This window comes from Phyllobacterium sophorae (assembly GCF_003010965.1).
In the GTDB taxonomy this organism is placed as follows: Bacteria; Pseudomonadota; Alphaproteobacteria; order Rhizobiales; family Rhizobiaceae; genus Phyllobacterium; species Phyllobacterium sophorae.
This window is the reverse complement of the sequence record NZ_PGGM01000001.1, coordinates 92,131-104,787: the sequence shown is the minus strand read 5'-3', so window position 1 is coordinate 104,787 and position 12,657 is coordinate 92,131. Positions and strand designations below refer to the sequence as shown.

At 56.0% G+C, this 12,657-nt stretch carries 13 protein-coding genes; 10 read left to right on the top strand and 3 right to left on the bottom strand.

The genetic code is table 11. From position 1 onward, the window contains the following. Window positions 1-17: 17 nt before the first annotated feature. Window positions 18-392: a DUF3011 domain-containing protein gene (locus tag CU103_RS00545; RefSeq protein WP_162707256.1), complete on the bottom strand. Its 375-nt coding sequence runs from the start codon at window positions 390-392 to the stop codon at window positions 18-20. 118 nt (window positions 393-510) lie between these two features. Next, a complete protein-coding gene (locus CU103_RS00540; RefSeq protein WP_106661983.1) occupies window positions 511-1,392 on the bottom strand; it encodes a LysR family transcriptional regulator in 882 nt (293 codons plus the stop codon). Between the two features lie 133 nt (window positions 1,393-1,525). Here CU103_RS00540 and CU103_RS00535 point away from each other — a divergent pair, with 133 nt between their 5' ends. Further along, window positions 1,526-3,022 (top strand): CoA-acylating methylmalonate-semialdehyde dehydrogenase, encoded by a 1,497-nt coding sequence (locus tag CU103_RS00535; protein ID WP_106661982.1) that lies wholly within the window; start codon window positions 1,526-1,528, stop codon window positions 3,020-3,022. A gap of 235 nt (window positions 3,023-3,257) precedes the next feature. Continuing rightward, window positions 3,258-3,578 carry a hypothetical protein gene (locus CU103_RS00530; protein ID WP_106661981.1) on the top strand — a complete coding sequence of 107 codons (321 nt, stop codon included), beginning with the start codon at window positions 3,258-3,260 and terminating at the stop codon, window positions 3,576-3,578. Window positions 3,579-3,606: 28 nt separating this feature from the next. Here CU103_RS00530 and CU103_RS00525 read toward each other — a convergent pair whose 3' ends face one another. Beyond that, entirely contained in the window at window positions 3,607-4,260 is a 654-nt protein-coding gene (locus CU103_RS00525) for a GntR family transcriptional regulator (protein WP_106661980.1), read from the bottom strand. An 82-nt stretch (window positions 4,261-4,342) separates the two neighbouring features. On the opposite strand from CU103_RS00525, the gene CU103_RS00520 reads away from it, so the two are divergent. From CU103_RS00520 to CU103_RS00485, 8 genes are all read left to right on the top strand, one after another. Beyond that, window positions 4,343-5,236 (top strand): dihydrodipicolinate synthase family protein, encoded by an 894-nt coding sequence (locus CU103_RS00520; RefSeq protein ID WP_106661979.1) that lies wholly within the window; start codon window positions 4,343-4,345, stop codon window positions 5,234-5,236. A gap of 17 nt (window positions 5,237-5,253) precedes the next feature. After that, on the top strand, window positions 5,254-6,507 hold the full coding sequence (locus tag CU103_RS00515) for an NAD(P)/FAD-dependent oxidoreductase (protein WP_106661978.1): 1,254 nt from the start codon (window positions 5,254-5,256) through the stop codon (window positions 6,505-6,507). Between the two features lie 8 nt (window positions 6,508-6,515). After that, a complete protein-coding gene (locus CU103_RS00510; RefSeq protein ID WP_106661977.1) occupies window positions 6,516-7,517 on the top strand; it encodes a 4-hydroxyproline epimerase in 1,002 nt (333 codons plus the stop codon). A 268-nt stretch (window positions 7,518-7,785) separates the two neighbouring features. Beyond that, window positions 7,786-8,694, top strand: coding sequence for a branched-chain amino acid ABC transporter permease (locus CU103_RS00505; RefSeq protein WP_106662580.1), 909 nt, complete (start codon window positions 7,786-7,788; stop codon window positions 8,692-8,694). 4 nt (window positions 8,695-8,698) lie between these two features. Continuing rightward, entirely contained in the window at window positions 8,699-10,093 is a 1,395-nt protein-coding gene (gene livM, locus CU103_RS00500) for a high-affinity branched-chain amino acid ABC transporter permease LivM (protein ID WP_106661976.1), read from the top strand. Beyond that, on the top strand, window positions 10,093-11,445 hold the full coding sequence (locus tag CU103_RS00495; RefSeq protein WP_106661975.1) for an ATP-binding cassette domain-containing protein: 1,353 nt from the start codon (window positions 10,093-10,095) through the stop codon (window positions 11,443-11,445). The genes livM and CU103_RS00495 overlap by 1 nt, the downstream gene beginning before the upstream one ends. Then, window positions 11,445-12,176, top strand: a complete 732-nt coding sequence (locus CU103_RS00490; protein ID WP_106661974.1) for an ABC transporter ATP-binding protein — start codon at window positions 11,445-11,447, stop codon at window positions 12,174-12,176. The genes CU103_RS00495 and CU103_RS00490 overlap by 1 nt, the downstream gene beginning before the upstream one ends. A 56-nt stretch (window positions 12,177-12,232) precedes the next feature. Then, window positions 12,233-12,586: a DUF6867 family protein gene (locus tag CU103_RS00485; protein WP_106661973.1), complete on the top strand. Its 354-nt coding sequence runs from the start codon at window positions 12,233-12,235 to the stop codon at window positions 12,584-12,586. The last annotated feature ends 71 nt before the right edge of the window (window positions 12,587-12,657 follow it).

Genomic DNA, 12,657 nt, shown 5'->3' with positions numbered 1-12,657 from the left:
GCCCGTAGGGTCCTGGCCTAGAAGTCTAGTTCCAGTTCAACGCCATCACTGCGCCTGCGCCGGGGATAGTATTCGTCGTCTGCGCGCGGTGCGTAGCGGTCGTCCCAGCCCCTATCCCGCTCGCGCCAGCGTGGCCGGCCAGAATCCGCGAAAACTGCACCGCAACCCCTGTCCACCCAGATCGTACCCCGCTGAAATCCCCAAGTATCGCCCGCAATGCAGGGAGACCTCGAAAGCTGCCGTGTAATGCGCGGACGGCGCATATCAGTATCGCATTCCCTGTATTTGAACTTGCGCGATTCGCATTTGACGGCGTTCTGTGCCTGGGCGGGCTCCGATATGAACTGTGCGCCACCAAGAGCAATCGCAAATGCCAGGATATATCGGTACATTTTTCCTCTCCGAGACGATTCGAGTCGACCATTATGGTGCATCATTTGAAGCCGAAAGGGTCAAATTTGTTCCATGCTGGTTAATCACATTTTCGCATTCATTCGTCACAAGCGGTGTTCAAGAAAATCGGCCGGTCTCACTGTTCACCAGATCGGAAATAAAGCTGGACACGGCCGTGATGCGGCGGAGGGTGCGAACGGATTCGTGATAGGCCAACCAATAGGAGCGGCGGATCGTACGTTCCGGCAATACCGGGATCAAGTCGTCGTGTTCACGCGCGATGAACATGTGCAAGATGCCAATCCCTGCACCCGCCCGCACTGCTTCGACCTGTCCGAGGGCGCTGGAAATCTCGAAAGCAGGACGCCAGTCCCGCGTAATCTCGGGCGCATAATTCAATGAAGGGCTAATGACCAGATCGTCCACATAGCCGACCAGACGGTGCCGGGAGAGCTCATCGATAGATTGCGGCGCAGGATATTCAGCGAGATAGGCGCGGCTGGCATAAAGGCGCAGGCTGTAATCGACCAGTTTGCGAGCGACGAGACGGCCCTGATCTGGCCGGTCGACCGTAATGGCAATATCGGCTTCGCGGCGCGACAGGGAAAAGGAGCGCGGGACTGGAACCAGCTGGATCTTGAGATCCGGATACCGGGCAGTCAGCAGTGCCAGACGCGGCGCCAGGAATGTCACACCAAAGCCGTCGGGCGCGCCAATGCGGACCGACCCCGAAATTGCTACGTCCGCGTCGCCGAGCGACGAGCGTATAGACAGCATTTCGGCTTCCATACGCTCGGCTGACAGCAGGAATTCCTCACCGGCGTGAGTAAGCTCGCAGCCATTCGTGCGCCGTGTGAGGAGTTTGGTGTTGAGATCATTCTCAAGCGCAGTGAGCCGACGTGCTACGGTTGCATGGTTGACACCGAGGCGTTTCGCGGCACCGAGTATCTGTCCCGAACGAGCCACAGCCAGAAAAATACGCACGTCATCCCAATTCATGAAGTGTCCTCCAAATATAGTGGTACTTCAATTTTCGCACAACGGATACGCTTTTGATCGGCTTGCAATAAAGATTTTGAAGCGCGATGATAGGGATAACAGAAATCAATCAATTGCAGGGAGGTTGCTCGCAATGCGTGAAGTCGGACATTTTATCGGTGGCAAGCATGTCGCCGGAACAAGCGGTCGTACGACCGAGATTTTCCAGCCTATGGACGGCACCGTTCAGGGCACGGTGGCTTTGGCAACTGCGGCCGAAGTCCGGGCAGCCGTCGAGAATGCAAAGGCGGCACAGCCGGGCTGGGCGGCGACCAATCCACAGCGCCGCGTGCGTGTCATGCGCAAATTCCTTGAACTGGTCGAGGCCGAATATGACTCGCTAGCCGAACTTCTGGCACGCGAGCACGGCAAGACCATTCCCGACGCCAAAGGGGATATCCAGCGCGGCCTTGAAGTCGTCGAAGTCTGCCTTGGTGCCGCGCATATGCTCAAAGGGGAATTCAGCGACAGTGCCGGTACGGGTATTGACGTCTATTCGATGCGTCAACCGCTCGGTGTCGTTGCTGGCATTACACCGTTCAATTTCCCCGCGATGATCCCGCTGTGGAAGGCCGGTCCCGCGATCGTCTCCGGCAACGCCTTCATTTTGAAGCCTTCGGAGCGTGATCCGGGCGTGCCGATGCGGCTTGCTGAACTCTTCATTGAAGCCGGCCTTCCTGCCGGTATCTTCAATGTTGTCAACGGCGACAAAGGAGCAGTCGACGCCATCCTTGATGACCCGGATGTGAAGGCTGTCGGTTTTGTCGGCTCAACACCGATCGCGCAATACATCTACAGCCGCGCAACGGCGAACGGCAAGCGTGCCCAGTGCTTTGGCGGCGCCAAGAACCATATGATCATTATGCCAGATGCAGACATGGATCAGACCGTCGATGCGCTGATAGGTGCGGGTTATGGTTCCGCGGGCGAACGCTGCATGGCGATTTCGGTTGCGGTGCCAGTCGGCAAGGACACGGCCGATCGTCTGGTCGAACGCCTGATCCCGCGCGTTGAAAGCCTCAAGGTTGGACCTTCGACCGACAAGGCGGCGGACTACGGTCCGGTCGTTACCAGGCAGGCACTGGAGCGCATCCTGGGTTATGTCAATCTCGGGGTGGAGGAAGGAGCCAAGCTTGTCGTCGACGGTCGCGGCTTCAAGATGCAAGGTTACGAGAACGGCTACTATATGGGCGGCTGCCTGTTCGACCATGTGACGCCGGACATGCGCATCTACAAAGAAGAGATCTTCGGACCGGTTCTCGGCATTGTGCGTGCGGAAACCTACGAAGACGCGATCCGCCTGCCGAACGAGCATGAATACGGCAATGGTGTTGCAATCTTCACGCGTGACGGTGATGCGGCTCGCGATTTCGCCTCGCGCGTTCAGGTCGGCATGGTCGGTATCAATGTGCCGATCCCGGTTCCGATCGCATACTACACCTTCGGCGGCTGGAAAGGCTCTGGCTTCGGCGATCTCAACCAGCATGGTCCGGATGCGTTTCGTTTCTACACCAAAACAAAGACCGTTACGTCACGCTGGCCATCCGGTGTGAAAGATGGTGCGGAGTTCGTCATCCCGACGATGAAATAGGACCCAACGGAATATTTGCTTAGAAAGGGGCCGCAGCAATTTTGCTGTGGCCCTTTTGCTTGAAGTTCCGATGAAAAATTCCCACGTCATTTACGTAGATGGAATCGGCAGTTTGGCCGGTTTGTCACAGAAAGGAGCGACACGGTGCGTACGAAACAACGAGCTGTCATCCTTCCGGTATGAGCGCAACGACACGCCCCCTGTTGCCGGATCGGACTGGCCAAGGAGGTGCGTTATGAAACGCATTTATACTCATCGAATGATGATGTTCGTTTTTGCAATGGCATTGGAGGCCGCAGGTTTCACGGCCGCTGCCCGCGCAGAGATACTTGCCTGTGCCAAACATGCCGAGATTGCCGAATATTTGAAGAGCGAGTTCCAGGAACTTCAGGGGGCCTACGGACTGGTTGGAGACAAAGCAATCCTCGAACTTTATCTTTCCGCCAAGGGCGCCACCTGGACCATCATAGTCACGGACGTCTCCGGAAAGAGTTGCATTCTTGCGGCAGGTGAGTCTTGGGAACAAAGGCCTGATGTTGCCATGTTGAAGATGTGACGGGTCCGCACTCCAATCAATAGCTTGATCAGGGTGCGAGCGTGCGGAGGTGGTCAATCAACTTCGTCGCTTCGTCGGCGGCGCGTTCCGGTTCCCTTTCTATGATAGCGTCAATCAAGGCCCGATGCGCACCTGCTGACTGTTGCAGGCTGCCGGGTCTTTGCAGCCGGAACCAGAAACGCCGGCTGTGGGTTTGCAGCGGCGACGCGAGACGTGCGGCAAAAGGGTTTTCTGCAGCTTGGCCCAGTACCGTGTCGAACACCTTGTCTGCGATAAGGAAACTGCTCACATCGTCGGCCGCTAGAGCCGTGCTCATGGCGTCGGAGGCTTCCTTCAACCGTCTGTGGTGCAGGGCTGCCCCGTAATGCGCCGCATCGCGGGCCAGAACACGCTCGACACCTTCCCGCGCATCCAGCACCTTGCCAAAATCCTTGGGATTGAGCGCAGCTATTGCAATGCCGGAACGTGGGCGAATTTCCATCAGCCCTTCCCAAGCCAGCTTCTGAACGGCTTCGCGCACGGGTGTGCGGCCCATTCCGGTAATGTCCGTCAATGCACGCTCGTTGACGATTGCGCCGGGTTCAAGTTTCAGCGTTACAATCAATTCTTCAATCTGGCGGTAAGCTAGCTCTGCGAGGCTCTCGCCTGTCTGGGCAATGGAATGGACGGCCGTTTGATACATACGTCGAACTTTCATTTTTAAGCGGATTGACAGCAAAAAGCCTTACAGATATATTTGTGATATATCAAGAAGGAGCAGGGCCATGTGGGCAGGCGTATTTCCGGCAGTTACCAGTAAATTCACGCAAGATGATAGTCTCGATCATGGGGAAATGGAACGTTGCTTTTCGCTCCTGATGGATGCGGGCTGCGACGGGCTGATCGTTGCAGGCTCACTCGGTGAAGGTCCCATGCTCAGCCATGGCGAGAAGCTCGAAGTTTTAAAGACCGCGCAAAGCGTGGCCAGGGGCAAGCCGGTACTTCTAACGATCAATGAAGCGGCGACACGTGACGGCGTGGCCCTTGCCAAGCGCGCTGCCAAAGCTGGCGCAGACGGGCTGATGCTTGTTCCCAGTCCGGTTTACCATACCGACCCGGAAGAAACAGTCACAACGCTGAAAGCGGTTGCCGCTGCGGGCGATCTGCCAGTCATGATCTATTCCAACCGCATTGCCTACCGTGTGGATGTTACCAGCGAGATCCTTACGGAGCTGGCGACCGACAAGCATTTCGTCGCCATAAAGGAATCCTCGGATGACATCCGCCGCACCACGGACATCATCAATACGTTTGGCACGCATTTCGATCTGTTTACAGGTGTCGACAATCTCGCATTCGAAGCGCTGACCGCTGGTGCCATCGGTTGGGTCGCTGGCCTTGTTACTGCTTTTCCAAACGAGACAGTGGCGATTTACAAGCTCGTGATGGCGGGGCGCTATGCCGAAGCGCTAGAGATCTACCGGTGGTTCCGCCCGCTGCTCGACCTCGATGTCTCCACCTATCTGGTGCAGAATATCAAGCTTGCGGAAGTGCACGAGATCGGCACTAATGACCGCGTCCGCCTGCCACGCCAGCCATTGCGGGGCGAGCGTCGCACCGCTGTCGAGAAGACGGTCAAGGATGCGATTGCATCCCGTCCAAAGCTGCCTGTTCTCTAGTGCCATTCGGCTGACCGATGGACAAGAAGGCGGGTAAGCAGGACATCGTCAGCATCGGTGCCGGGATTGTCGGCATTGCTGTTGCCGCCTGCCTCTGCGAGGCGGGGCGCACCGTACTTGTCATAGACCGGCAGGGTATTTGTGAAGGGACGAGTTCCGGTAATGCCGGGGCTTTGGCCTTTTCTGATATTCTGCCGATGGCTTCCAAGGGCGTGCTGGCGAAAGTCCCTCGTTGGCTTATGGATCCATTGGGGCCCTTCACCATCCGGCCGTCCTACCTGCCGAAGCTTACACCGTGGCTGATCCGGTTCTGGCGTGCCAGCCGCACCGATGCGCTCGCACGGACTGTACAGGCACAAGGCGCGATGATGCGGCTTGCCGAACCGGAAATGCTGGGTTTAATGCAGCGAGCGGGCATCCGCCATATGGTTCGCGAGGATGGCTCGCTTGAGCTTTATGAAAGCGAAGAAGAGCTCAATGCCTCCTTGCCCGGGTGGAATGCAAGAAGGAAGGCAGGCATCGCTTTCGAACATTTGCGCGGCGAGGAGCTTGCCGCCAGCCAACCAGGCCTCGCATCGCGCTTTGTAGCGGGGACTTTTGTACCTGGTTGGAAGACAGTCAGCGATCCCCAGCATGTCGGTAAAGGGTTATGGAACTACGCGGAGCGTCTCGGCGCCAGTTTCCTTCGGGCCGAGGTTGCGTCCGTTTCGGCAGACGAAACTGGTGCCGCAGTTCGCCTGATGGACGGTCGAAGAATAGAGGCGGCGAAGTTGATCATCGCCGCTGGAGCCTGGTCGCACCGGCTCGCAAAAGACCTGGGCGATGCGATTCCCCTGGAGACCGAGCGCGGCTATAATACCACGCTACCTGTCGGGGCATTCGATTTGAAACGTCAGTTGATTTTTTCTGGACATGGTTTCGTCGTCACGCCGCTGGAAACGGGTGTTCGTATCGGCGGGGCGGTAGAATTGGGCGGTCTTGCCCTGCCGCCCAACTACAGGCGCTCCGAGGCCATGCTGACAAAGGCCAGGAAATTCATGCCTGGTCTTGAAACCGGTTGCGGGCGGCAATGGATGGGCTATCGACCGTCCCTACCTGACTCCTTGCCTGTTATCGGCTATGCAAGGAAAAGCAAAAATGTTCTCTATGCTTTTGGCCACGGCCATCTCGGACTGACCCAGTCGGCAGCGACTGGACGTTTGATCAGTGACATTATCGGCGGAAGAGATCCGGCAATTCCTATTGATCCATTTCATCCGCAAAGGTTCTAAGGAGCATCATGGCGCGTCATTCTTTCTTCTGTATCGATGGTCATACCTGTGGCAATCCGGTGCGTTTGGTGGCTGGCGGGGGGCCAAACCTCTCTGGCGCGACCATGATGGAAAAGCGTGCACATTTTCTTGCGGAGTTCGACTGGATTCGTACCGGTCTGATGTTCGAGCCGCGCGGCCATGACATGATGTCGGGTTCAATTCTTTATCCGCCTACACGTGATGATTGCGATGTGGCTGTACTTTTCATCGAAACCTCCGGATGCCTGCCCATGTGCGGCCATGGCACGATCGGCACCGTGACAATGGCGATCGAACATGGCCTCATTACGCCCAAGACCCCAGGCGTCCTCAAGCTGGACACGCCGGCCGGGCCGGTTGTCGCCGAGTACCGTCAAGAAGGGCCATATGTCACTAGCGTGCGCATCACCAACGTTCCTGCCTTTCTCTACGCAGAGGGGCTTGAAGTTGAGTGCCCTGATCTGGGGACACTCCTCGTCGATGTCGCCTATGGTGGAAATTTCTACGCTATCGTTGATCGCCAAGAGAATTTCACTGATCTTGCTGACTACCGCGCGCTCGATCTCATAGGTTGGAGTCCGGTATTGCGGGAGCGCCTGAATGAGCGCTATTCGTTCCAGCATCCGGAAAACCCAGGTATCAACGGGCTTAGCCATCTCCTGTGGACCGGTGCGCCAACGCAAGCGGAAGCACATGCGCGCAACGCAGTGTTCTATGGTGACAAGGCGATCGACCGTTCGCCCTGTGGAACGGGGACATCCGCCCGGATGGCACAGCTGGCTGCCAAGGACAAACTTAAACCGGGCGACGGCTTCGTGCACGAATCAATAATCGGCTCATTGTTCCATGGCAGGGTGGAGAAAGCCGTCAAGGTCGCGGACAGGCAGGCCATTATTCCGTCCATATCGGGCTGGGCGCGGATGACAGGCTACAATACGATTTTTATCGACGATCGCGATCCCTTTGCACATGGGTTTGTGGTGAAGTAAGCCATTTCGGCTTGTTACGAGATTAAGGCAGGGCTAGACAATTCGCCTAACAAGGCCAATATCATGGGGGTTTTCATCGCATGGCCTTGAAATTTTGGTGAAAATTTCCACCAAATCTATGCGAGCAAATGTAACGTTATCGTGTGCGCTAAAAAAGCAGTTGCTTTCTTTAACGCAGGCGCTAGGTGTAAACATATTGGGGCAAATGGGAACCGGATAAAAAAACCGGATAAAAAATTTCCCAATAAAAATGAGGGGTATCGTTGCGATGGAGTACTTCATCCAGCAATCGATCAATGGTCTGACGCTTGGTTCAATTTATGGCCTGATCGCAATCGGCTACACGATGGTCTACGGGATCATCGGCATGATCAACTTCGCCCATGGCGATGTTTTCATGCTTGGCGCCTTTATGGCGATGATCGTTTTTCTTGCTTTGACAACTTTCATCGGCGGTGTGCCGGTCGTGCTGGCGCTGCTGCTGATGATGATCGTGGCCATGCTGCTGACGGGGCTGTGGAGCTGGACGATCGAGCGTCTGGCATACCGGCCGCTGCGCGGTTCATTCCGCCTGGCGCCGTTGATTACAGCAATCGGCATGTCGATTGCACTATCCAATTTCGTGCAGGTCACGCAGGGTCCTCGCAACAAGCCGATCCCGCCGCTGGTCAATGGCGGCATCACGGTCTACGGCACGAACATCACCATTGCCTACAAGCAGATGGTCATTATCATCGTCACAGCGATCCTGCTCGCGGCATTCTGGTATCTTGTCAACAAGACGACGCTTGGACGGGCGCAGCGTTCCTGTGAACAAGATCGCAAGATGGCGGCGCTTTTGGGTGTCGATGTCGATCGGACGATCTCCACTACGTTCGTGATGGGTGCCATGCTTGCCGCCGTTGCGGGTACACTCTACCTCATGTTCTACGGGGTCATTTCATTCACCGATGGATTCGTGCCGGGTGTCAAAGCTTTCACGGCGGCAGTACTTGGCGGTATCGGATCGTTGCCTGGCGCGGTGGTTGGCGGCCTGCTGATCGGCCTGATCGAGGCTCTTTGGTCCGCCTATTTCTCCATCGACTACAAAGATGTCGCGGCGTTCTCGATCCTGGCGATCGTACTGATTTTCCTTCCGTCGGGCATTCTTGGCCGGCCCGAAGTCGAAAAGGTTTAAGCGCATGGCCGATATTCAATCAACAGAACGGGATTCCGTGTTCGCGAAAGCCCTGAAGGAAGGGCTTGTTGCGGGTGCACTTGCGCTGGGCTTGTTTTGCCTGGTGGTCGGTTTCCGCACGGACCAGAACATCCGCAACGAACTTATCCTCACACAGCGCTGGGGACTTCTGACGATATTCGTGCTTGTTGCCGCATTTGCCCGCTTCGCCATCACGTATACCGCGCCGTGGCGCGAGGAGCGCAAGAAGACCAAGCGCGTCGTCGAAGCGAAAGAGCCGTCAGCTTTCCGTAAGAGCTTTCCCAAGATCGGTCTCGGGCTGCTGTTTACCTACCCATTCCTGGTGATCCTGATCCTCACCATCTCTAATGGCTCGATCATGGGCGGGTTGCAGGGATCGCTCAAATATGTCGATAATTTCGGTATCCAGATCCTCATTTACGTGATGCTTGCCTGGGGATTGAACATCGTCGTGGGCCTTGCTGGGCTGCTGGATCTCGGGTATGTCGCCTTTTATGCGGTGGGCGCCTATTCCTACGCCCTGCTCTCCACTCATTTTGGCTTTTCGTTCTGGCTGCTCTTGCCTATGGCGGGTATTTTTGCCGCGACCTGGGGGGTCATCCTCGGATTTCCCGTCCTGCGTCTGAGGGGGGACTATCTGGCCATCGTGACACTGGCATTCGGTGAAATCATTCGCCTGATCCTGATCAACTGGACCGTCGTAACCAAGGGTACATTCGGTATCTCCGGTATTGCCAAGGCAACGTTGTTTGGCATTCCATTTACCCCGGGGCCCACCGGTTTTGCGGCGCTGCTCGGCCTGCCAAATTCCGGCGTCTATTACAAGATTTTCCTTTACTACCTGATTCTACTTCTCGCGCTCCTGACCGCGTGGGTCACGATTCGTCTGAGGCGCATGCCGATCGGCCGTGCCTGGGAGGCTTTGCGCGAAGACGAGATCGCCTGCCGTTCGCTCGGTATCAACACGACAACAACCAAGCTGACGGCCTTTGCCACGGGTGCCATGTTCGGAGGTTTTGCCGGATCGTTCTTTGCAGCACGACAGGGCTTCGTCAGCCCCGAATCCTTTGTCTTCCTCGAATCGGCAATCATTCTGGCGATGGTAGTTCTGGGTGGCATGGGATCACTGGTAGGTATCGCCATCGCCGCAGCCGTCATGATCGGGGGCACCGAACTCTTGCGAGAACTGGAGTTCCTGAAGCGCATCTTTGGCAATGATTTTACGCCAGAACTCTACCGCATGTTATTATTTGGCCTCGCTATGATCGTGGTCATGGTGTGGAAGCCGCGAGGCTTTGTCGGCAGCCGGGAGCCGAGCGCCTTCCTGCATAAACGCAAGTCGGTGTCAGGTGAGTTTACGAAAGAAGGGCACGGCTGATGGATTCGGAAGTGCAGAAGAATACAAGCGCAATATTGCGCGTTGAACGCCTCTCCATGAAATTCGGTGGTCTTATCGCCATCAATGACTTGAACTTCGAGGCCAAGCGGGGAGCGATCACCGCACTTATCGGCCCGAATGGTGCAGGCAAGACCACGGTCTTCAACTGCATCACCGGCTTCTACAAGCCGACTGAAGGCATGCTGACACTGACCCGTCAGAATGGAGAGGAATATCTTCTGGAGCGGATGGCCGATTTCGTCATCACGAAGAAGGCGAAGGTTGCGCGCACGTTCCAGAATATCCGGCTGTTTTCGGGCCTTACTGTTTTGGAAAACCTACTCGTCGCCCAGCATAATCCTCTAATGCTTTCCTCCGGCTTTACTGTTCTTGGACTGCTTGGCTTTCCAACTTACAAAAAAGCGGCCGCAGACGCGATCGAGAAAGCTCGCTTTTGGCTGGAGAAGATCAATCTCGTCGATAGGGCAGACGACGCTGCCGGCGATCTTCCCTATGGCGCGCAGCGCCGCCTCGAGATTGCCCGTGCGATGTGCACGGAACCTGAACTGCTTTGCCTCGATGAGCCGGCCGCAGGTTTGAACGCACGTGAATCGGCAGAATTGAATAAGCTCTTGCTCGATATCCGCGCAGAAACCGGTACATCCATTCTGCTTATCGAACATGACATGTCCGTGGTCATGGAAATCTCCGACCATGTCGTCGTTCTTGAGTATGGCACGAAGATTTCCGATGGCACACCGGATATGGTCAAGAACGATCCTAAGGTGATCGCAGCCTATCTCGGCGTTGAAGATGAGGAAGTTGTTGAACTCATCGAGCAGGCTGAAGCCGCCGGCGTTGACGATATCACCGCGGCCGTTGACCTGCTATCGACAGAGGCGCTGCAGGAAATCGTGGAAACCCACCCGGATGCCGGGCCAGTTGAGTTGATCCCCGCAACATCCGCGGCCAAGGCGAGGCGTGCCAAAACGCCTGCTGTCAAGAAGACGTCCGCGACGACAGTATCAACCGCAACAGAAGCAGCTGCGAAGGCTGGGGCAATCAAAGCCGGGGCTACAGCGAACGCGCTGACTGAACCGCGCGGCGGCAAGGCAGACCGGCTCATCCTGATCAAGGGTATAGGTCCGGTCAACGAGCGCAAGCTCAACGAACATGGCATTTTCCACTTCGACCAGATTGCTGCATGGAAAAAAGCGGATGTGATCGCGGCTGAAGCCTACCTTGACTTTGACGGACGCATCGCCCGCGAAGACTGGATTGGCCAAGCGAAGAAACTGGCAAAAGAGAGTCAGGCGAAACCGGCGCCTAAGAAGACCGGAGGGGCCAAGTAATGGCGGAACCACAAGCCCTTCTCAGCATCGAGAATGTAGAAACCTATTACGGCAACATTCGCGCACTGAGCGGTGTTACCGTGCACGCGAATCCCGGCGAGATCGTTACGCTGATTGGCGCCAATGGCGCTGGCAAGTCTACGCTGATGATGACGATCTTCGGTATGCCGCGCGCTCGGACCGGCCGAATTGTCTTCGACGGGAAAGACATCACAAAATTGCCGACGCATGAAATCGCGCGTTTGCGTATTGCCCAATCGCCGGAGGGCCGCCGCATCTTTCCGCGCATGACCGTGCAGGAAAACCTGCAGATGGGTGCAAGTCTCGATAATCTTCAATTCTTTGATGAAGATTCGCGTATGGTGTTCGATCTGTTCCCGCGGTTGAAAGAACGCATCAATCAGCGCGGCGGCACATTATCGGGCGGCGAACAACAAATGCTGGCCATTGGCCGTGCGCTGATGGCCCGCCCGCGATTGTTGCTGCTCGACGAGCCTTCGCTCGGTCTTGCACCATTGATCATCAAGCACATTTTCGAGGCCATCAAGGAACTGAACAAGCATACTGGATTGACGGTGTTCCTTGTCGAGCAGAATGCCTTCGGCGCGTTGAAACTGGCTGATCGCGGCTATGTGATGGTCAACGGGATCGTCAAAATGAGCGGTTCCAGCGCCGATCTTCTTGCCAATCCAGAAGTACGTGCGGCCTATCTCGAAGGTGGTCGTCACTAACAAGAATAAGGGGCGCGTTTCCGCAATCAGGAAAAACCCTCAGGGAGAACTTGGCCATGCAAGGTATATTGTACGAAGAACCCTCGATCTGGCTGTTCCTGCTGGTCACTTGCGTCATGGGCGGGTGGGCGGCGTGGATGACCGGGCGTGCGTGTGCCAAGACTTGGCGACCAATCGCGATTCTCGTGTTCTACATGCTATTGCTCGGTATCGCCGTTCGCTTCATTCATTTCGCTTTGTTTGGCGGTACAATGCTGACACTTCATTACTATATCGTCGATACGATTGTGTTGATCATTATCGGTACTCTCGGTTACCGCTACACCCGTACCAAGCAAATGGTGCGGCAATATCATTGGCTCTATGAAAAAGTTTCGCCTTTCTCCTGGAAAGAAAGAACGAGGGCCTAATCAATCTCGCTGGTGCGAAATGAATCAGCGTGACAACCGCCGGGAAATCGGCAAATGTGCACTTCAAGCGA

What these genes read in the sequence shown, in the direction of transcription:
- CU103_RS00545 (WP_162707256.1), bottom strand. Translation starts at nt 392, where the DNA reads ATGTACCGATATATCCTGGCATTTGCGATTGCTCTTGGTGGCGCACAG.
- CU103_RS00540 (WP_106661983.1), bottom strand. Translation starts at nt 1,392, where the DNA reads ATGAATTGGGATGACGTGCGTATTTTTCTGGCTGTGGCTCGTTCGGGA.
- CU103_RS00535 (WP_106661982.1), top strand. Translation starts at nt 1,526, where the DNA reads ATGCGTGAAGTCGGACATTTTATCGGTGGCAAGCATGTCGCCGGAACA.
- CU103_RS00530 (WP_106661981.1), top strand. Translation starts at nt 3,258, where the DNA reads ATGAAACGCATTTATACTCATCGAATGATGATGTTCGTTTTTGCAATG.
- CU103_RS00525 (WP_106661980.1), bottom strand. Translation starts at nt 4,260, where the DNA reads ATGTATCAAACGGCCGTCCATTCCATTGCCCAGACAGGCGAGAGCCTC.
- CU103_RS00520 (WP_106661979.1), top strand. Translation starts at nt 4,343, where the DNA reads ATGTGGGCAGGCGTATTTCCGGCAGTTACCAGTAAATTCACGCAAGAT.
- CU103_RS00515 (WP_106661978.1), top strand. Translation starts at nt 5,254, where the DNA reads ATGGACAAGAAGGCGGGTAAGCAGGACATCGTCAGCATCGGTGCCGGG.
- CU103_RS00510 (WP_106661977.1), top strand. Translation starts at nt 6,516, where the DNA reads ATGGCGCGTCATTCTTTCTTCTGTATCGATGGTCATACCTGTGGCAAT.
- CU103_RS00505 (WP_106662580.1), top strand. Translation starts at nt 7,786, where the DNA reads ATGGAGTACTTCATCCAGCAATCGATCAATGGTCTGACGCTTGGTTCA.
- livM (WP_106661976.1), top strand. Translation starts at nt 8,699, where the DNA reads ATGGCCGATATTCAATCAACAGAACGGGATTCCGTGTTCGCGAAAGCC.
- CU103_RS00495 (WP_106661975.1), top strand. Translation starts at nt 10,093, where the DNA reads ATGGATTCGGAAGTGCAGAAGAATACAAGCGCAATATTGCGCGTTGAA.
- CU103_RS00490 (WP_106661974.1), top strand. Translation starts at nt 11,445, where the DNA reads ATGGCGGAACCACAAGCCCTTCTCAGCATCGAGAATGTAGAAACCTAT.
- CU103_RS00485 (WP_106661973.1), top strand. Translation starts at nt 12,233, where the DNA reads ATGCAAGGTATATTGTACGAAGAACCCTCGATCTGGCTGTTCCTGCTG.